Below are 18,496 nucleotides of genomic sequence, written 5' to 3' on the forward strand. Positions count from 1 at the left end.
ATCAGCCGATTTAAAAATTTATTTGCTCGTTTTTTAGGCGCAAAGCACGTTGTTATGCGCTATATGCCATTTAGTGATTAGTAGCCATGAAAAAAATTATAAAGGATCGCTATGATCTTTGATCCATTATGCTAGAATGCTCATCCAGTTATTTAAATGGACGTAAATAATTAAGGTGGGTTATAAAACCAGTGACGGTATAAATGCTTTTTCCACATTAATAAAAAAATAATAAAAAAGAACCTCGAATTATCTTTTTTTAAACAAAACAATAAATTACAAATTATCTAGGCATTTCAAGATGCTTCGGATGAATTGCCTGTGGGTGTTATCTACATAGTTATCCACAACTTACTAAAAATGTAGCGCGATTACTCACATTAATTCACAGTCGTTTTATTTACTGCCTTATGGCATGCTTACACTCATATTACTTTTTTGTATTTAGGATCCAATTTTACCATGGCTCAGATCCCCGAAAACCCGCTTATTTTAGTTGATGGCTCTTCATATTTGTTTCGTGCTTATCATTCACCACCACATCTAACGAACTCTAAGGGTGAGGCCACCGGTGCCATTTATGGCGTGGTAAACATGCTTAAAAGTTTGATCAAACAATATGATCCCTCACATATGGTGGTGGTATTTGACGCCAAAGGTAAAACCTTCAGAAATGATATGTACAGTGAGTATAAAGCGAACCGTCCGCCAATGCCTGATGAACTGCGTACTCAAATAGCGCCGCTGCACAGTATTATCAAAGCAATGGGTTTTCCGTTAATTAGTATTGAGGGCGTGGAAGCCGATGACGTAATCGGTACTTTTGCACGGATTGCCTCTGAGCAACAACGTCATGTACTGGTATCGACTGGTGATAAAGATATGGCGCAGTTGGTCAATGAGCATGTAACCTTGATTAATACCATGACCGACAGTATTTCAGATCCCGAAACTGTGGTTGAAAAGTTTGGTGTTGGACCTGAACTTATTATCGATTATTTAGCTTTAATGGGCGACAAAGTAGATAATATTCCTGGCGTTGAGGGTTGTGGACCTAAAACAGCAGTTAAATGGTTACAAAAGTACGGATCGCTTCAGGGCGTAATTGATAATGCTTCTGATATAAAAGGTAAAATAGGCGAGAAACTGGCAAAAGCGATTGATCATTTACCGTTAAGCTATGAGCTTGCCACTATTAAATGTGATGTTGAGGTTGAATCTGATCTTGATACTTTTAAATTACAAACACCGAATAAAGACGAATTAATTGCCTTATACGGTGAATGTGAGTTTCGTCGTTGGCTAGCTGAATTGCTAGACAACCCAAAAGATGCCGACACACATTTAGCAGTACCAACGCAAGAGAATGAGCTGCCAAAAGTTGAAGATGCGCACTATGAAACTATTTTAACTGAGGCCCAATTTGAGACATTAATAGAACAGCTTAATGAAGCTGAGCTATTTGCTTTTGATACAGAAACAACCAGTTTAGAGTATATGAAAGCGCAATTGGTCGGTATGAGCTTTGCGGTTAAAGCAGGGGAAGCGGCTTATTTACCAATAGCACACGATTACCCCGATGCGCCCGATCAGTTAAGCCTTGAATTTGTGATGCAAAAGTTGGGGCCAATATTAGCAGACGAAAATAAAGCTAAAGTAGGTCAAAATCTAAAATACGATAAAAGCGTGCTTGCCAATGCAGGCTACGAATTAAATGGTATTAAGTTCGACACTATGCTGGAGTCTTATGTATTTAATAGCGTAGGCACCCGTCATGATATGGACTCGTTGGCGCTTAAATACTTAGGCCACAAAAATATTAGCTTTGAAGATATTGCTGGTAAAGGTAAAAAGCAGCTTACATTTAATCAAATAGAACTTGAAAAAGCAGCGCCTTATGCCGCTGAAGATGCCGATATTACTTTGCGTTTGCACCAAGTGTTATGGCCGAAACTTGAAGCGGATGAAAAACTAAAATCGGTGTTTGAAGATATAGAAATGCCACTAGTAAGTGTTATTTCTGATATTGAACGCACCGGTGTTGCTATCGACAGCAACATGTTGGCCACGCATAGCCAACGTTTAGGTGAGCGATTACTTGAGCTTGAAAAAGAAGCGTTTGAAATCGCGGGCGAACCGTTTAACTTAAGCTCGCCAAAGCAATTACAGGTGCTGTTATTTGAAAAGCTCGAATTGCCCGTTATCAAAAAAACACCCAAAGGCGCGCCTTCTACAGCAGAAGAAGTACTGCAAGAGTTAGCACACGATTACCCGCTGCCTAAAGTGATTATTGAGCATCGTGGTTTATCTAAGCTCAAATCAACCTACACCGATAAGTTACCCTTGATAGTCAATGAACGCACGCAGCGAGTGCATACTTCTTATCACCAAGCGGTAACAGCAACGGGTCGATTAAGCTCAAGCGATCCTAATTTACAAAATATTCCTATTCGTTCAGAGGAAGGACGTCGTATTCGTGAAGCGTTTATTGCCGCAGATGGATATAAAATTGTGGCTGCCGATTACAGCCAAATAGAACTGCGTATTATGGCGCATCTCTCGCAAGATAAGGGATTACTAAGCGCATTTGCTAATGGCTTAGATGTTCACAGTGCCACGGCTGCTGAAGTATTTGGGGTTGAGCTTGAAGATGTAACATCAGATATGCGCCGTAAAGCTAAAGCGGTAAACTTTGGCTTAATTTATGGCATGTCGGCATTTGGCTTAGCACGTCAACTTGATGTACCACGCCATGAAGCGCAGCATTATATCGATAAATATTTTGAGCGTTTTCCAGGTGTTTTAGAGTACATGGAAACAACGCGTGAAAAAGCGGCCGAAAATGGCTATGTAGAAACAATTTTTGGCCGTCGCTTACATTTACCAGAAATAAATGCGCGTAATGGTGCTCGTCGCAAAGGCGCTGAGCGCGCAGCAATTAATGCGCCGATGCAAGGCACTGCGGCTGATATTATTAAAAAAGCGATGTTAAGCGTGCATACTTGGGTTAATCAGCAAGCACCTAATACAGTTAAGCTGCTCATGCAGGTACACGATGAATTGGTATTTGAGATTAAAACAGAATGTACTGAGCAATATACCAAACAGATTTGTGAGCTGATGTCACAAGCGGCGCAGTTAGATGTACCACTTATTGTTGAAGCTGACGAAGGTGATAACTGGGAACAAGCACACTAATTTAGCGCTACTGTACTGGTTTTAATATAGGCCAAATACAGAGTCCAAAAAGAGAATCATAAAGCGCCGCTAGGCGCTTTTTCTTTATCTTGCAGGTTAAAAAAAAGTTAAATTAAACAGCAGTTTGTATTAAATCGTTAGAGGTTCGTCAATTCGCTACGATTATCAATAATATGCTTGTATTTTTACACTTGCTTTTGGTAAAGTGCCGCCCGTCCTCATCCTGTAGGACATCCTGTTGATGATGCATCGTAAGATGCAACGTATTAATAGCTTCTCCCCAGTTTGCTATATCGGCCTATCATATATTTGATGGGCCGTTTTTTTATTGCCTTGCATCCAAGCGTTAAATTTATTCTCTAATTGCACTTAGCGTTTCAAGTGATACCATCAGTCTACTTAGCATTTTCGATTTACCACACAGTAACTAATGATTTTCAGCTGGGCTGATCAAAGTATTATTTTTACCGGTATAAGTCTTTTTATTTTAGGAGTGCATTATGTTTAAAACGTTAGCTATCGCAGGTTTATCTTTATCATGTTTACTAGTTTCAGGTGCTGCATCGGCAAACTGGCAACTATTGAACGATAAAAGCCAATTAAGTTTTGTATCAATTAAAAAAAATAGCATTGCTGAAGCAAGTCACTTTACTCAGTTAGCTGGGCAGCTGAGCGATCAGGGTCAATTTAGCGTAAACGTTGATTTAACCTCAGCCGAAACCTTTATCCCTATCCGTAACGAACGTTTAAGTAAGATATTGTTTGAGTCTGACACGTTTGCAAACGCAGTATTAACCGCTGACTTATCTGATAAGTTGTCACTTATTAAGCAACCAGGGCAGTACGTATTAAAAGGTATTAGCGCTGAGCTAGACTTTCATGGTCATAAAAAGCCACTTGCTGTTGATGTACTCGTAAGCAGTGCGGCCAATGGAGATTTAAGTGTGGCATCATTCACTCCTATCATTATCAACAGTGATGACTTTAAGATCACCGAAGGGGTAATGCAGTTACAAAAATTAGCCGGATTACCTTCAATTGCTACTGCCGTGCCAGTTACTTTTGCACTGACATTTAAAAAACAGTGATTTCACTTAACGAGCTTAGCAAGCAACTCAGCGAGCCAAGCAAACCTTTTGAACAATGGCAGCCCGCTCACTGCGGGCAGTTACCATTATTGATTGATGAGCAAGGTAAATGGTTTTACGCAGGTAGTGAAATTACCCGTCAATCAATGGTGAAACTTTTTGCCAGTGTATTATGCAACGAAGATGGGCAGTTTTACTTAAAAACACCCGTAGAAAAAATCGCGATTGAGGTGAAGGATGCGCCTTTTATTATTGTAAATTGGCATAGTGAAAAGACATCAGAGGGAAGTGTTATTTGTTGTATTGATAACTTAAACCGCACATGGCTATTAAGTCGTTCTGAGTCACTTTATATCAATGACTACAAAGGTGCGGCTGTGCCTTATATGCAGTTACCCTACGGCTGCTTTGCGCGAGTTGCGCGAAATGTGTTTTATCAGTGGGCTGAAATAGCCGAAACAGATGAGCTCGGCTATTTTATTACCTCCGCACAGCAGAAATTTTACTTACAGTAATTATTCGCTATCTGGCGCTACTAAATCAGCAGGTGGAACGGCCACGATTGGGCCTAAATACCACTCATCTAGCTTTTTAGCGACTTCTGGTAAGCCGGTGCCTTTAAGTGATGAAAATGCATGAACCGTAATATCGCCATCTAATTCACTTAACTCACGACGTACGCTAAGAACTTGTGATTTACGCGGACCTTGCTTTAGCTTATCGGCTTTAGTTAATAGTGCCAATACCGGAATTTCACTGCCTACAGCCCAATTAATTAAGTCGCGGTCTAAATCTTTTAATGGATGACGAATATCCATTAATACCACAATACCTTTTAAACTTTGACGTTTTTGCAGGTATTCGCCTAGCGATTTTTGCCATTTCTTTTTCATTTCAATCGGCACTTTTGCAAACCCATAGCCAGGTAGGTCAATTAGGCGCATATTATCTACATCGGCAAGTTCAAAGGTGTTGATCAGCTGAGTACGGCCGGGTGTTTTACTGGTTCGTGCTAACTTTTGATCGGTTAGGGCATTTAGCGCACTTGATTTACCTGCATTAGAGCGACCGGCAAACGCGACTTCAATTCCCGTATCAGCAGGTAATTTAGTGATGTCTGGCGCGCTTGTAACAAAAGACGCAGTGTTATACTTGATACGAGATTTGAGCACAGGCTCTCCTAAAACTTAAAAAAATAACATTGGGTAAACCAAATTCACCCGTGGCGCGTATTTTATACTATAAAGTAGCTATTAAAAAGTGTATTTGAGCATGTAAGATCATTGCTGACAGTACATTTTAACTGGCTTAGCGTTTAATTTTACTCAAAACCCTATAATTTATAGGTTTAATGTGTGTAGAAAACGTGCCAGAGAATTTAATATCGTGTAGAATATAAAAATCACAACATCCATATTGTAGATGATACAGGGTCGGAAACAGAGAATTCACCATGAAAAAAATAGCACTATCTTTAACTATATTGCTTGGTGCGTTGTCAGCAAGCAACGCAACAGCATTTGATGGCGATGTAAACGCAGGTAAAGAAAAATCAGCAACGTGTGCGGCTTGTCACGGCCCAGACGGTAATGCGCCGGTTAACATCTACCCAAAAATTGCAGGCCAACACGCAGATTACATATACAAGCAACTTACTGAATTTAAATTAGGTATGACTTCGGGCGGTAAAGAAGGTCGTATGAATCCAGTAATGAGCGGTATGGCAATGCCATTAAGTGATCAAGATATGAAAGACTTGGCTGCTTACTTTGCTTCTTTGAACATGTCTGAAGGTGCTACACCGAAAGATGTTCAAGAAACAGGCGCAATGTTATATAAAGCAGGTGATGCTGAGCGCGGTATCCCATCATGTGCGGCTTGTCATGGTCCACGTGGTAATGGCTCTTCACTTGCTAAATTCCCAAAGATTTCTTTCCAACATCCAGAATACATCAAGTCACAACTTGAACAGTTCAGAGATGGTGTTCGTAATAACGACCTAAATGGTGTTATGCAGGACATTGCAAAGAAACTAACAGATAAAGACATTGAAACACTCTCTAAATACCTTGGTGGTCTACACTAAAGTCGTATTTATTTAGATGTTGTTAACATAATATAATGTTAATTAGTGAAAAAGGCAGCTTTAGCTGCTTTTTTTGTGCCTGCCGTGACCGATAAAGCTCCTTCTCTTGTAAGACATTGACCATACTTTGGTGTAAGAAAAATCTCATTTTATTTTTATTTTTTAATGTAACTTATTGTAATTTATATTTTTTAGTGTTTTTTGTCATATGTAGTACAAGAAAAAAGATATAAATTAGTTGTAACAAAATTATTAACGAGTAAATTAACCCCTGTCGCAAAAACAATAACAAATAGGAAAACGTTATAAGGATAGTAGCGCGGCACGACTGAATAGCACATAGAGTGTGCTACCAAAGGAAATATCAAAAAAGTGTTAGGAAGACCGAAAATAATAAAATACTCATGGAAGTTTAATAATAAAAACAAAATGGAATGCTACACGGAAGATAAATAATAAAAATACGGATAGAAAATAATAATAAAAACAATAAAGACTAAAAAGTCGAAGGGAGAAGTGTCCATATAATGGCGCTCAGATTAGTAGGCGGTAGAGATGTTTTCTCTACCGCCTTTTTATTTGTCCTGTTACAATACCCCCCGTTTAAAAAAAGCACCTTAACTGTGCTTTGGCGCGCAAAACGCCCAAACTGAATTCTCCTGGCTAGGCCAGCACCGCGATGCCCATTGAGTTGCGCCTCGCTCAAAACCTCTTAAGTGAGACGATCAAGATATGAGTAGAAAGAAAAAGTCACGTAAAATTCCATCAAATGGTCCCGTTCGTTTAAGTCAAGATAAGCTTAAAGAAATGCGCGCATTGAAAGAGCAACGTGTTAAAAAAACTAAGGGCGCTAAGCCTGGTTCACGTAATGCACCGGATGCATTGAGTAATGACACTCAAAAAGCAGGTTCGGCTGCTAAAGATAAACGCGTTGGTAGTAAAAAAGCAGTGCCATTGGTTGCACCTGCTGCTGAACCAAAAATCGAAATGAAACGTAACCTTAAACCTGTAGCAGAGCTTAAAAAGGCTGTTGAACCAGAATTAACGCCTGAACAAGAGTTAGAAGCCCTTGAAAATGATGAGCGCTTACTTAAATTAGTTGAGCGTCATGAGCAAGGTGAAATGCTAACGGGTAAAGATGCAAAATACTTTAATAGCCGCATAGCGCGTCACCAAGTGCTTTGTAAATTATTAGGCATTGAAGATGAAGAAGAGTTTGAAGATGACTTCAGCGATGAAGACAGTAATTCAGACTTTGATCAATACCTATCAAACGATCTAGCGAATGAATGGCTAGATGACGACGAAGATAAGTAATAAGGACACGCAATGAGTACAGCAGTGATCTTAGCCTTAGTTGTAGGTGCTGCTATTATAGCGGGCTTGGCATTTTATGCGGGTCAGTTGCTCTATAAGCTAAATGTGCAAAAAAAGCTAATTAGCAAAAAACAGACAGAGCAACAGCAAAAGCTAAAACAGTCGCGTTTAAAGCGTAATGCGAAGTTAGCCGATAGTATTCATTTAATTGCACGTGCTATGAATGAAAAGCAATGTGATTACTCTGAGGGGTGCTTACGTATTTGGGTGCTTATGTCGCAATATAGTTTTGATACTGAGCGCGACCTAACGAGTGCATACCCGGGTATTTATAAAATGTACGACGTGGTAAAAGAAATGCCAACCCATGATTCGCGCAAAAAGTACGCTAAAAAAGAAATTTTTAAGCAAGACACGGCGCGCTGGCGCGCAGAAGAATCACTGAGTGATGAAATTGAAGCTGACTGTAAAAAAATTATTGTTGAGTTTAAAGCAGCCCAAGGCAGCGAAAACGTGGTTTTTAACTAGCGCTTAGATTTTACGGCATATATAAAAAAAGCAGACCTTGGTCTGCTTTTTTTTATGCGTGCTAGTTTTAAATTATATAACGCGTGAGAAGCGAGTGGCATTTATCTGTTTTTGTAAATGCGCATCAAAGCACATACAAATAATACGAATAAATAAATTCCCTTTTGGTGTTACGCTAATTAGGTTGTTTTCTATTGTTACCATTTCATCGGCAATTAATGGTGCGAGTGCCTCTAAAGCATCTTGAAAGTAGTCATTAAAGCTGATTTTATGTCTGTTAGCGAATACGCTCATATCAAGCTCAAACTGGCAAATAAGCTGCTTAATCGCATCGGCGCGAATAAGATCATCTTGGGTTAAATGCATGCCTTTATTAATGGCACTGCCTGCTTGCTCATCAACTGCTTGATAATAATGTTTTAACTCTTTTTTATTTTGTAATATCGCTGTGCCTATTTGTGAAATAGACGAGACACCTAAGCCCAATAAGTCGCACTCGCCATGAGTGGTGTAGCCTTGAAAATTACGATGCAGCTGATTCGTATTTTGTGCAATGGCTAGCTCATTATCAACTTTTGCAAAGTGATCCATACCTATAAATTGATAGCCCGCCTGCGTCATTTGCTCTAGGGTATTTTTAAACATGGTGAGCTTATTATGCGCACTAGGTAAATCGGCGTCTTTAATTTTACGTTGGGCGGCAAAACGTTCTGGTAAATGAGCGTAGTTAAATACTGAAACGCGGTCAGGGTTTAAGGCAATAAGTTGCTCAATCGTTTGTGTAAAGCTCTCAGGTGTTTGTAGTGGCAGGCCATAAATCATATCAGCATTAATTGATTTAAAGCCCAACTGTTTTGCTTGGGTAATTAATTGCTTTACCTCATCAACATGCTGAGGGCGATTAACAGCCAGCTGAACCTGATCATTAAAATCTTGAATACCAAATGACACACGATTAAACCCCAACTCGCTTAAATCAACCAGCATATTGTCAGCCAGTGAGCGAGGGTCGATTTCGATACCGCGCTCGCAGGTATCGCTAAAGTTAAAGTGTTGCTCTAGTAGCGTTACTAAGCGCGTCATTTGCGCTGCGGTTAAAAAAGTTGGTGTGCCGCCCCCCAAATGTAATTGCTCAACCCGATAATCTTGAAACAGCGGCGCTTGTGCTGCAATTTCTTTAGCTAAAAAGTCTAGGTAGGTATCGGCTTTAGATTGGTGGCGAGTAATGACTTTATTACAGCCACAGTAATAACAAAGCTGACTACAAAAAGGAATATGAATATATAAAGACAACGAACGGGTTTGCGATGATTCAATAGCGCTAATCAAATCTTGTTGCTGATAACCATCAGCTAACGAAAGTGCGGTCGGGTAAGACGTATAACGCGGGCCCGATACATTGTATTTGTTTATTAAAGTTTGATCCCATTGAGGAAGTTTAATCATCACGCGCACCTTATCTTTTAAGTTGCTGCGTATTGTAAAAAAGCAAAGAGGAGGAGGTTTTGATCTACAACAAAAAAAGGTGCCGCAGCACCTTTTTAATATATAACGCGGCTGCGTTACATTATGGCGTCTTTTAAGTACTGAAATAACTCTTTGTAGCTTCTCGCTGGTTTTTCGGCTTTTACTTCTTTGGCAGCATTACGCACCATTTGGCGCATTTTTTGGCGCTCAAGAGCTGGATATTGTTCAATTGTTTCGTTGATTAAGTCATCGCCTTGTTCAATTAAATCACTGCGCAGTTGCTCAATTTTTTTGATCATAACCTCAGCTTGGTTATTTTTATTAAGCATGACATCAATGATCGCTTTAATTTCTTCAATATTTTCTACTGTACGAAGGGTTTTTGCGATGTAATTTAAATGTCGGCGGTAAGCATCACTTTTATTACTTATTTTATCAGCAACCACCATTGCTTCTTTTAAGTCATCATTGAGCGGCAGGCGTTCACGCTGCTTTTTACCCATTTTGGCAATTTCAGATCCTAACTGATGAAACTCTTGCGCTTCGCGCTTAAGTTCACTTTTTGATACATATATAATTTCTTCTTCAATTTCAGCAGGCTTGCCTTTTTTCTTCGCCATGGGGTGCTCTTAAATAAAAATAACTTCATCTATTATACGCGATTCTTTTAGTGATTAATATTAGCTGATGTGGTGCAGTGAGTGTGTTAGCATTTAAATATAAAAAATGTGTGCAATATGGCCTTCAGGGCTCAGGACAGAATTTATGAAAAGCCAACACCAAGATCCAATTTATTCGCAAATCTCTCAAGTAAAAGACGCTGTATCAGAAGTACTTGAACATGCTAAAAAACTAGGTGCTACCGCTGCAGAAGCTGCTATGTCTAGCACTTCGGGGCTGTCGGTAAGTACGCGCATGGGGGAGGTAGAAACCATTGAGTTTAATCAAGACGGTGGTTTAGGTATTAGCGTGTATGTTGGCAATAACAAAGGCTCGGCATCAACGGCTGATTTAAATCCTAAAACATTACGTGCTGTGGTCGAAAAAGCCATCGATATTGCTAAATTCACTTCAGACGATCCATGTAATGGCATTGCTGATAAAGAACTGCTTGAGTTTGCCCCTAAAGATCTAGACTTGTTTCATCCTTGGGATGTAAGCCCAGAGCAAGGGATTGATTTATGTCATGCCGCAGAGCAAGCCGCATTAAACGCCGATGAGCGAATTGTGAATTCAGATGGCGCTAGCTTTTCATCGCATCAAGGTTTGCGAGTATATGGTAACAGCCATGGTTTAATTGCCGGCTTTCCACGTACTCGCCACAGCATAAGCACTATGGTGATAGGTAAAGAGGGCGAGCATATGCAGCGCGACTCAGCCTACACGATTTCTCGCGATCAAGCGGGGTTAAAAGATGCTGCAAGTGTTGGACTTGAAGCTGCAGCAGAAACCCTAGCAAAACTAAACAGCCAAAAACTAGGCACCATGAAAGTGCCGGTTATTTTTAGAGCCGATATTGCTAATTCATTGTTTGGCCATTTGGTATCAGCAATTGGTGGTGGCGCACTGTATCGTAAATCCAGCTTTTTATTGGATAGCTTAGGCACGCAGGTATTTAGCAAAACCGTTAATATTTCAGAGCGTCCGCACTTACTTAAAGGCTTAGCATCATCGCCATTTGATAGCGAAGGGGTTAAAACTCTCGACAGAGAAATAATTCACGGTGGCGAGTTACAAACGTATTTATTAGCAAGCTATGCTGCACGTAAAATGAATATGACCCCAACAGGGCACGCTGGCGGTATTCATAATTGGTTAGTAGAACAGACGCATCAAGATTTAACTGCATTATTAAAAACCATGGGTACGGGCTTATTAGTTACAGAATTGATGGGGCAGGGCGTGAATACCGTAACCGGTGACTACTCTCGCGGTGCGGCTGGTTTTTGGGTTGAAAATGGGGAAATACAATACCCAGTAAGCGAAATTACGATTGCTGGTAATTTAAAAGATATGTTCAAAGGTATTTCCGCTATAGGTGGCGATATAGAGCGTCGCGGCGGGATTCAGACTGGTTCAGTACTGATTGAACAAATGCAAGTAGCAGGTGCTTAATACCCATCCGCAATAATATTTATTTCAGTGAATTGGTATAAACCCACTTTGCTTGCTTAAATTAAGCTTAATTTAAGCTTAATTTAAGCAAGCTTTCTTTTGATGTTTCTAAGGTGTGATATGGCTAAAGATAGATATGCGCCAAAACCGTTAACCGATATTATGGCTGGGCTGAACAACCGCTTAGCAGCCTATGCGGGAAAAAGCCAAGCACTGGATACACAGCAACAATTGTTGCGCGATTTCTTAGGCCCTAAGTTAGGTGAAAAGTGCCGAGTAAGTAATTACCGTGACGGCACCTTAATGATAGAAGCCGTTTCTGCACCTATTGCCCTTAGGCTTAATTATTTAAAAATGGACATGCAATCGCATTTTAGAGCCGCGGGTATGGCCGAGCTTGGGCAAATAAAAATTACTGCCAATCCACAGGCAACTCAACGGTTAAGCACTCGACTTAAAGTGGCTGATGGCAAACCAACGAACTCCCTTAAAATGAGTGAACAAACGGCTGATTATTTAAATGCGATCGCCGATTCTGCTCCACCGTCATTAAAAGAAAAGCTTCAACGCTTAGCTTTACATGGTAAAAATAAACCTTAATTAAATACCATTTAACACCTTGCTCGGTTTGTTTTGCTGGCTTTAAAATACTTTGTTACATATTCGATTTTATTGTTATTTAAATCAGGTTTATGATGCCTAGTTAGTACTTCCTAAATTAGGTTGTAGCTGATGCGTATTTCATTAAGCAGATAATAGACTGCATCCTATTGTTGTTTTTTTGAGTTATCAAATCTTAATGAAATGCGTATTTATTCTAATTAATATACGGAATTCTTATGAAAAAAATAACAATGACTGCCGCCAGTATTGCATTGGCGTTAGGTTTGGTTGGTTGCGGCGAAAAGCCACAAGAAATGCAAGCAGAAGCAACAACAGTAACCGCACCGGTAGCAACCCCTGGTGCCTTAGGTGTTGATTTACAAAATATCGATAAAAGTGTTCGTGCACAGGATGATTTTTACTACCACGTAAACGGTAAATGGTTAGAAAAAACTGAAATCCCTGGCGATAAGTCAAACTATGGGTCGTTCTCACAGTTATATGATGAATCGCAAAAAGCAATGAAAACAGTACTAGAAAATGCCAGTACCAATAGCAGCGCAAAGCCAGGTTCAGATGAATATAAGATCGGCGCATTTTATACTAGCTACATGGCTGAAAATGCTCGTGAAGAGTTAGGGATGTTACCACTTGAGCCAGCTATTAAAAGCATTGATACAGTAAAAGATAAAGCCGCGTTGGTCACACTGATGGCACAGCTACAAGTTAAAGGCGGAGATCTTCCTTTTGGCTGGTATGTTAATAATGACGCTAAAAACTCAAGTGAAAATGCGCTTTATGCCTATCAAGCGGGACTTGGTTTACCTGACCGTGATTATTATTTAAAAGATGATGAAAAATTCACAAAAATTCGCGCGGCATATCAAACCTATATTACCGATATTTTAGCTAAAGCTGGCGTTAATAATGCCGCTGATGCAGCCAAAGCGATACTTGCCCTTGAAACGACACTTGCTGATGCACAGTGGAGTCGGGTACAAAGTCGTGATGCAACAAAATCATATAATAAAATGTCAGTAGCTGAAGCTAACACGTTAATGGGAGATTTTGATTTAAGTGCTTACTTTGAAGCCGTTGGTGTTGATGCCCAAGAGTTGATTGTGCGCCAACCAAGTTACTTTGAAAAATTTGCAGACATTTTCAAAAATACAGACTTATCGGTTTGGCAAAACTACTTAAAATTCCATTTCGTTAGTAATTACGCGCAGTTGCTAAATAAAGACTTAGTGGATTTGAAATTTAATTTTTACAGCACCACATTGCGCGGTGTTGAAGAGCAAGCGCCACTTTGGAAGCAAGCCGTTGATGCATCAAACAGTGTACTGGGTGAAATTTTAGGTAAAGTCTACGTTAAAGAGAACTTCCCGCCAGAAGCGAAAGCGCGCATGGAAGAATTAGTTGATAACGTGATTAAAGGCTATTCAGTGGCAATTGAAAACCTTGAGTGGATGAGCCCTGAAACAAAAGTTGCGGCGCAAGAAAAGCTGGATAAGTTTACGCCTAAAATTGGTTACCCAGATAAATGGAAAGATTATTCAGATTTAGTAATTAATCCTGATGAACTAGTAGGTAACTATATTCGCTACAGTGAGTGGGCTTATGCAGATATGATTGCTAAATTAGGTAAGCCAGTTGATCGCTCTGAGTGGCATATGACGCCACAAACAGTGAATGCTTACTACAACCCAGTGAATAACGAAATAGTATTCCCTGCGGCGATTTTGCAGCCTCCATTCTTTAATTTAGAAGCAGATGATGCGGTTAACTATGGTGCTATTGGTGCGGTTATTGGCCATGAGTTAGGCCATGGCTTTGATGACCAAGGTGCAAAATACGACGGTGATGGCAATTTACGTAATTGGTGGAGCGAGTCAGACCTTAAGCAGTTTGAAGAGCGAAGTGCTGCCTTAGTTGCGCAGTATAATCAATATAAACCGTTTGAAGATGCCAGCGTTAATGGTGAGCTGACACTGGGTGAAAACATTGGTGATTTAGGCGGCTTAACCGTCGCTTATAAAGCGTATCAATTATCGCTGGGTGATTCTAAAGCGCCCATTATTGAAGGCTATACGGGCGACCAACGCTTCTTTATGGGCTGGTCGCAAATTTGGCGTCGTAAATACCGTGATGAAGCATTGCGCAATCGTTTAATGACCGATTCACATTCACCGAGTCATTATCGCGTGATTGGTATTTTGTCGAACATGCCGGAATTTTACCAAGCGTTTGATGTTAAAGAGGGCGATAAAATGTATATCAAGCCTGAAGATCGCGTAAAAATTTGGTAATTTAAGCTGAAATTAGCTTAAGCGGTTAGCCCCACTAATCGCAAAATAAAAAGCCAGTGAGCATGATGCCCACTGGCTTTTTAGTTACTTTTATACCTGATGATAAAACTAGCTATATTTCGTTTTTATGGCGCTGATAATCTCGACATTGGCTGCAGGAAAATCATAGTTATCAAGTTCGTCTATACTTACCCATTCGCTTGGTTGCCCTTCTGCGCCATGAGCTTGACCATTAAAGTTACTGACCACGTGTACATTAAGTCGTACGCATTTATCGCCATAGTCGTGCTCTATAGTGACAAGTTCGCTTGAGCTATGAATAGTCAGTCCTACTTCTTCAAATAATTCACGCTTCAGTGCTTGAAAAACACTTTCTCCGGCTTCAACTTTTCCGCCTGGAAATTCCCATAAGCCACCTTGGTGCTGTTCATCTGCACGTTTACAAATAAACACATTGTTATTTTTTTTAATTACACCCACAGCAACATTGATGATTACTTTAGTCATTACCTCTCCCTTAAATAGCATAAAAAAAGCGACGCAAGCGTCGCTTTTTATCTAACGTAACAAAGTGGTGTTATTTTAATTTACCACAACATTGTTTGTATTTTTGACCTGAATCACATGGACATGGATCGTTACGACCCACTTTTGGCTCGCTACGCGCCATAACCTGAGCGCTTTGTGGTGCTTCACCACCTACATGCTCTGCTTCTTCATGTTGATATTCGCGAGGGGCATTTTCACTTTTACGGTGTTGCTCTTCTACTTTTTCAACATCTTCTTCGGCGCGAACTTGCACTTTACTTAAAATACCGACGACATCGACTTTTAAGTTTTCTAGCATTTCAGAGAACAATTCAAACGACTCACGTTTGTACTCTTGCTTAGGATTCTTTTGTGCATAACCACGTAAGTGAATACCTTGGCGTAAGTGATCCATTGCAGCAAGATGGTCTTTCCAATGTTGGTCAAGACTTTGAAGCATAATGGCTTTTTCAAACTGGCGCAGTACAGAATCGCCGACCATTTCTTCTTTTTGCTTGTAAGCTTGTTCAACCGCTTCTTCAATACGCTCACGCAGTTTTTCTTCGTACAGTTTATTGTCATCAGCTAACCACTGCGAAAGTGGTAACTCAATCAAGAAGTCTTGTTTTAAGCGTTCTTCAAGCCCTGGGATATCCCACATTTCAGCCAAGCTTTGTGGGGCAATGTATTGATCAATCACACCCGCGAGCACATCACCACGGATAGCGGTAATCGTTTCTGAAATATCACCTTCTTCAAGCAATTCGTTACGTTGAGAATAAACAACACGACGTTGATCGTTTGCTACATCATCGTACTCAAGTAGCTGTTTACGCACATCAAAGTTACGTGCTTCTACTTTACGCTGGGCGTTTTCGATTGCGCGGTTTACCCATGGATGTTCAATGGCTTCACCACGTTGCATACCTAGTTTACGCATCATGTTAGTCATGCGCTCACCGGCAAAAATACGCATTAACGCATCATCCATCGATAGGTAGAAACGGCTTGAACCGGCATCACCTTGACGGCCAGAACGACCACGTAACTGGTTATCAATACGACGTGATTCATGACGCTCAGTACCAATAATGTGTAAGCCGCCAGCATCAATTACCGCATCATGGCGAATTTTCCATGCTGCTTTTATTTCAGCAATTTGTTCGTCAGTTGGGTTCTCAAGTTTTTCAACTTCGCTGTTCCAATTACCACCAAGTACAATATCGGTACCACGACCGGCCATGTTGGTGGCAATGGTGACTGTGCCTGGTAAGCCCGCATCAGAAACAATGTCTGCTTCTTGTGCGTGGAATTTAGCATTAAGTACGTTGTGCTTAATTTTTTCTTTGCGTAAAAACTGCGATAAGTACTCAGAGCTTTCAATTGAGATAGTACCTACAAGTACCGGCTGACCACGTTCTTGACAGTCTTTAATGTCTGCTAAAATCGCTTCGTACTTTTCTTCTTGAGTTAAGTAAACTAAATCAGCGCGATCATCGCGGATCATTGGTTTATTGGTTGGCATAACCACAGTGTCTAAACCGTAGATAGACTGAAACTCAAACGCTTCTGTGTCGGCTGTGCCTGTCATACCTGCTAGCGTTTCGTACAAGCGGAAGTAATTTTGGAACGTAATAGAGGCTAATGTTTGGTTCTCGTTTTGAATTTTCACACCTTCTTTTGCCTCTACAGCTTGGTGTAAACCTTCTGACCAACGACGTCCTTCCATAGAGCGACCTGTGTGCTCATCAATAATGATGACTTCGTTTTCTTTAATAACGTAGTCAACATCTTTTTGATAAAGCTTGTGCGCACGAAGAGCTGCATAAACATGGCTAAGTAGGGTAATGCTCGCTGCTGAATATAGTGAGTCACCTTCTTCAATTAGGCCGCGCTCGGTAAGTAACTCTTCAACTTTTATTTGCCCACGCTCAGTAAGATGAACTTGCTTAGATTTTTCATCGATGGTGAAATCGCCATCACCTTCAATTCCTTCCTCGTCTTCTTTTTCTTGTAATTCAAGTAGAGGAACGATGGTATTTATTTCAGTGTATAGCTCAGAGCTATCTTCAGCGGGACCAGAAATAATCAGTGGCGTACGTGCTTCATCAATAAGGATTGAATCCACTTCATCCACTACAGCATAAAATAATGGGCGTTGTACGCGCTCATCAATACTAAATGCCATGTTGTCACGCAGGTAATCAAAACCAAATTCGTTATTGGTACCGTAAGTGATGTCAGCTGCATAAGCTTGTTTTTTCTGTTGTGGCATCATGCCCGGAACATTACAGCCTACGGTTAACCCTAAAAATTCAAATAATGGGCGATTGGTTTCAGCATCACGTTTGGCCAAGTAGTCATTCACGGTAATGACATGAACACCTTTACCTGTTAGACCATTTAAATAAGCCGGCAGTGTCGCTGTGAGTGTTTTACCTTCACCGGTACGCATTTCTGCGATACGACCTTGGTGTAAAACCATACCACCTAATAACTGCACGTCGAAATGACGCATACCGTTTACACGTTTTGATGCTTCACGTACCACTGCAAATGCTTCTGGTAGAATATCGCCTAAGCTTTGTCCGTTATCGTAACGCTCTCTAAACTCGGCTGTTTTAGCTTTTAAATCTTCATCTGAAAGCGCTTCTAGCTGCGTTTCAAGTGCATTGATCAGTGCGACCGTCTTTCTTAGGTTTTTAATAGTGCGGTCATTGCGACTACCAAAAATCTTGGTAAATAAATTAGATATCATGATAAAACCGTTACAATGTGTTTTTTTGCTAGCCGTGCATCGGCTAACCCATTTTTTACAATTGATAATTAATGTATTCTTTAAATTAACCTTTAGGACACATTAATTAGCAATTTTGTATTAAGCTGCTTAAAAAGCACTGTTTATTACCTGCGCTACTATACCAGACTCTGCTAAACATCAAACTACCTCAATAAAAAGATCTTCATTTAAAACAGAAAAATGAGATCTCGCTCATAAAAATAGCGTTATGTAACGAAACTTGATTAAAACTGCAGATAAACAGACCCTAAAGATATGGTGCTGAATAAATTAAAAACAAGAGCAAAGCGCTTAAATTTCACCCTTAAACACCTTGTTAGCAGCCATCGTTTTTTAAAGCTTAAATTGAGCAATCGTTTTATATATTACTCTCGATAAGTCACTTAAGTCATACGCTTTATCTGCAGGTATGTAATGAATGGTTGCGGTATCATTAAAGAGATTACTAATTGCAAAA

At 40.2% G+C, this 18,496-nt stretch carries 14 protein-coding genes; 9 read left to right on the top strand and 5 right to left on the bottom strand.

The window, feature by feature from the left end; all coding sequences use genetic code 11:
- Positions 1 to 462: 462 nt before the first annotated feature.
- The 3 genes from polA (at position 463) to AAGD16_RS01350 (ending at position 4,801) form a co-directional block, all read left to right on the top strand.
- Positions 463 to 3,198, top strand: a complete 2,736-nt coding sequence (gene polA / locus AAGD16_RS01340) for a DNA polymerase I (protein WP_377113169.1) — start codon at positions 463 to 465, stop codon at positions 3,196 to 3,198.
- A gap of 500 nt (positions 3,199 to 3,698) precedes the next feature.
- On the top strand, positions 3,699 to 4,286 hold the full coding sequence (locus tag AAGD16_RS01345) for a YceI family protein (protein ID WP_013463874.1): 588 nt from the start codon (positions 3,699 to 3,701) through the stop codon (positions 4,284 to 4,286).
- Positions 4,283 to 4,801: a DUF1285 domain-containing protein gene (locus AAGD16_RS01350; RefSeq protein WP_013463875.1), complete on the top strand. Its 519-nt coding sequence runs from the start codon at positions 4,283 to 4,285 to the stop codon at positions 4,799 to 4,801. Before AAGD16_RS01345 ends, AAGD16_RS01350 begins: the two co-directional genes overlap by 4 nt.
- On the opposite strand, the gene yihA is transcribed toward AAGD16_RS01350, so the two are convergent.
- The gene (gene yihA, locus AAGD16_RS01355; protein WP_013463876.1) at positions 4,802 to 5,458 is read right to left on the bottom strand and encodes a ribosome biogenesis GTP-binding protein YihA/YsxC; all 657 of its coding nucleotides are present in this window, start codon (positions 5,456 to 5,458) and stop codon (positions 4,802 to 4,804) included.
- Positions 5,459 to 5,739: 281 nt separating this feature from the next.
- Here yihA and AAGD16_RS01360 point away from each other — a divergent pair, with 281 nt between their 5' ends.
- The 3 genes from AAGD16_RS01360 to AAGD16_RS01370 all read left to right on the top strand — a co-directional run bounded on the left by AAGD16_RS01360 (position 5,740) and on the right by AAGD16_RS01370 (position 8,217).
- A complete protein-coding gene (locus AAGD16_RS01360) occupies positions 5,740 to 6,372 on the top strand; it encodes a cytochrome c (protein ID WP_013463877.1) in 633 nt (210 codons plus the stop codon).
- A gap of 732 nt (positions 6,373 to 7,104) precedes the next feature.
- Complete coding sequence (gene yihI, locus AAGD16_RS01365; RefSeq protein ID WP_013463879.1) at positions 7,105 to 7,689, top strand: Der GTPase-activating protein YihI; 585 nt, start codon at positions 7,105 to 7,107, stop codon at positions 7,687 to 7,689.
- A gap of 12 nt (positions 7,690 to 7,701) precedes the next feature.
- Positions 7,702 to 8,217, top strand: coding sequence for a DUF2489 domain-containing protein (locus AAGD16_RS01370; protein ID WP_013463880.1), 516 nt, complete (start codon positions 7,702 to 7,704; stop codon positions 8,215 to 8,217).
- 72 nt (positions 8,218 to 8,289) lie between these two features.
- On the opposite strand, the gene hemN is transcribed toward AAGD16_RS01370, so the two are convergent.
- Together hemN and yjgA are read right to left on the bottom strand one after the other, a co-directional pair.
- The gene (gene hemN, locus AAGD16_RS01375; RefSeq protein ID WP_013463881.1) at positions 8,290 to 9,663 is read right to left on the bottom strand and encodes an oxygen-independent coproporphyrinogen III oxidase; all 1,374 of its coding nucleotides are present in this window, start codon (positions 9,661 to 9,663) and stop codon (positions 8,290 to 8,292) included.
- 116 nt (positions 9,664 to 9,779) lie between these two features.
- The gene (gene yjgA, locus AAGD16_RS01380; RefSeq protein WP_013463882.1) at positions 9,780 to 10,304 is read right to left on the bottom strand and encodes a ribosome biogenesis factor YjgA; all 525 of its coding nucleotides are present in this window, start codon (positions 10,302 to 10,304) and stop codon (positions 9,780 to 9,782) included.
- A gap of 145 nt (positions 10,305 to 10,449) precedes the next feature.
- Between yjgA and pmbA the strand changes: the two genes are divergently transcribed.
- The 3 genes from pmbA (at position 10,450) to AAGD16_RS01395 (ending at position 14,711) form a co-directional block, all read left to right on the top strand.
- Positions 10,450 to 11,799, top strand: a complete 1,350-nt coding sequence (gene pmbA, locus AAGD16_RS01385) for a metalloprotease PmbA (protein WP_013463883.1) — start codon at positions 10,450 to 10,452, stop codon at positions 11,797 to 11,799.
- A gap of 120 nt (positions 11,800 to 11,919) precedes the next feature.
- Positions 11,920 to 12,399, top strand: coding sequence for a DUF721 domain-containing protein (locus AAGD16_RS01390; RefSeq protein ID WP_013463884.1), 480 nt, complete (start codon positions 11,920 to 11,922; stop codon positions 12,397 to 12,399).
- Positions 12,400 to 12,638: 239 nt separating this feature from the next.
- Positions 12,639 to 14,711: a M13 family metallopeptidase gene (locus AAGD16_RS01395; RefSeq protein ID WP_016899313.1), complete on the top strand. Its 2,073-nt coding sequence runs from the start codon at positions 12,639 to 12,641 to the stop codon at positions 14,709 to 14,711.
- 108 nt (positions 14,712 to 14,819) lie between these two features.
- Here the strand turns inward: AAGD16_RS01395 and mutT are convergent, their stop codons facing one another.
- Positions 14,820 to 15,218 (bottom strand): 8-oxo-dGTP diphosphatase MutT, encoded by a 399-nt coding sequence (mutT, locus tag AAGD16_RS01400; protein ID WP_016899312.1) that lies wholly within the window; start codon positions 15,216 to 15,218, stop codon positions 14,820 to 14,822.
- Positions 15,219 to 15,288: 70 nt separating this feature from the next.
- Entirely contained in the window at positions 15,289 to 17,997 is a 2,709-nt protein-coding gene (gene secA / locus AAGD16_RS01405; RefSeq protein ID WP_377113180.1) for a preprotein translocase subunit SecA, read from the bottom strand.
- Between the last annotated feature and the right edge of the window lie 499 nt (positions 17,998 to 18,496).

This window comes from Pseudoalteromonas sp. M58, from assembly GCF_042604605.1.
Lineage (GTDB): Bacteria > Pseudomonadota > Gammaproteobacteria > Enterobacterales > Alteromonadaceae > Pseudoalteromonas > Pseudoalteromonas tetraodonis.

Coding starts and splice junctions, on each gene's coding strand:
- yjgA (WP_013463882.1), bottom strand. CDS start 10,304: ATGGCGAAGAAAAAAGGCAAGCCTGCTGAAATTGAAGAAGAAATTATA.
- mutT (WP_016899312.1), bottom strand. CDS start 15,218: ATGACTAAAGTAATCATCAATGTTGCTGTGGGTGTAATTAAAAAAAAT.
- AAGD16_RS01360 (WP_013463877.1), top strand. CDS start 5,740: ATGAAAAAAATAGCACTATCTTTAACTATATTGCTTGGTGCGTTGTCA.
- polA (WP_377113169.1), top strand. CDS start 463: ATGGCTCAGATCCCCGAAAACCCGCTTATTTTAGTTGATGGCTCTTCA.
- pmbA (WP_013463883.1), top strand. CDS start 10,450: ATGAAAAGCCAACACCAAGATCCAATTTATTCGCAAATCTCTCAAGTA.
- secA (WP_377113180.1), bottom strand. CDS start 17,997: ATGATATCTAATTTATTTACCAAGATTTTTGGTAGTCGCAATGACCGC.
- hemN (WP_013463881.1), bottom strand. CDS start 9,663: ATGATTAAACTTCCTCAATGGGATCAAACTTTAATAAACAAATACAAT.
- yihI (WP_013463879.1), top strand. CDS start 7,105: ATGAGTAGAAAGAAAAAGTCACGTAAAATTCCATCAAATGGTCCCGTT.
- AAGD16_RS01395 (WP_016899313.1), top strand. CDS start 12,639: ATGAAAAAAATAACAATGACTGCCGCCAGTATTGCATTGGCGTTAGGT.
- AAGD16_RS01345 (WP_013463874.1), top strand. CDS start 3,699: ATGTTTAAAACGTTAGCTATCGCAGGTTTATCTTTATCATGTTTACTA.
- AAGD16_RS01390 (WP_013463884.1), top strand. CDS start 11,920: ATGGCTAAAGATAGATATGCGCCAAAACCGTTAACCGATATTATGGCT.
- AAGD16_RS01370 (WP_013463880.1), top strand. CDS start 7,702: ATGAGTACAGCAGTGATCTTAGCCTTAGTTGTAGGTGCTGCTATTATA.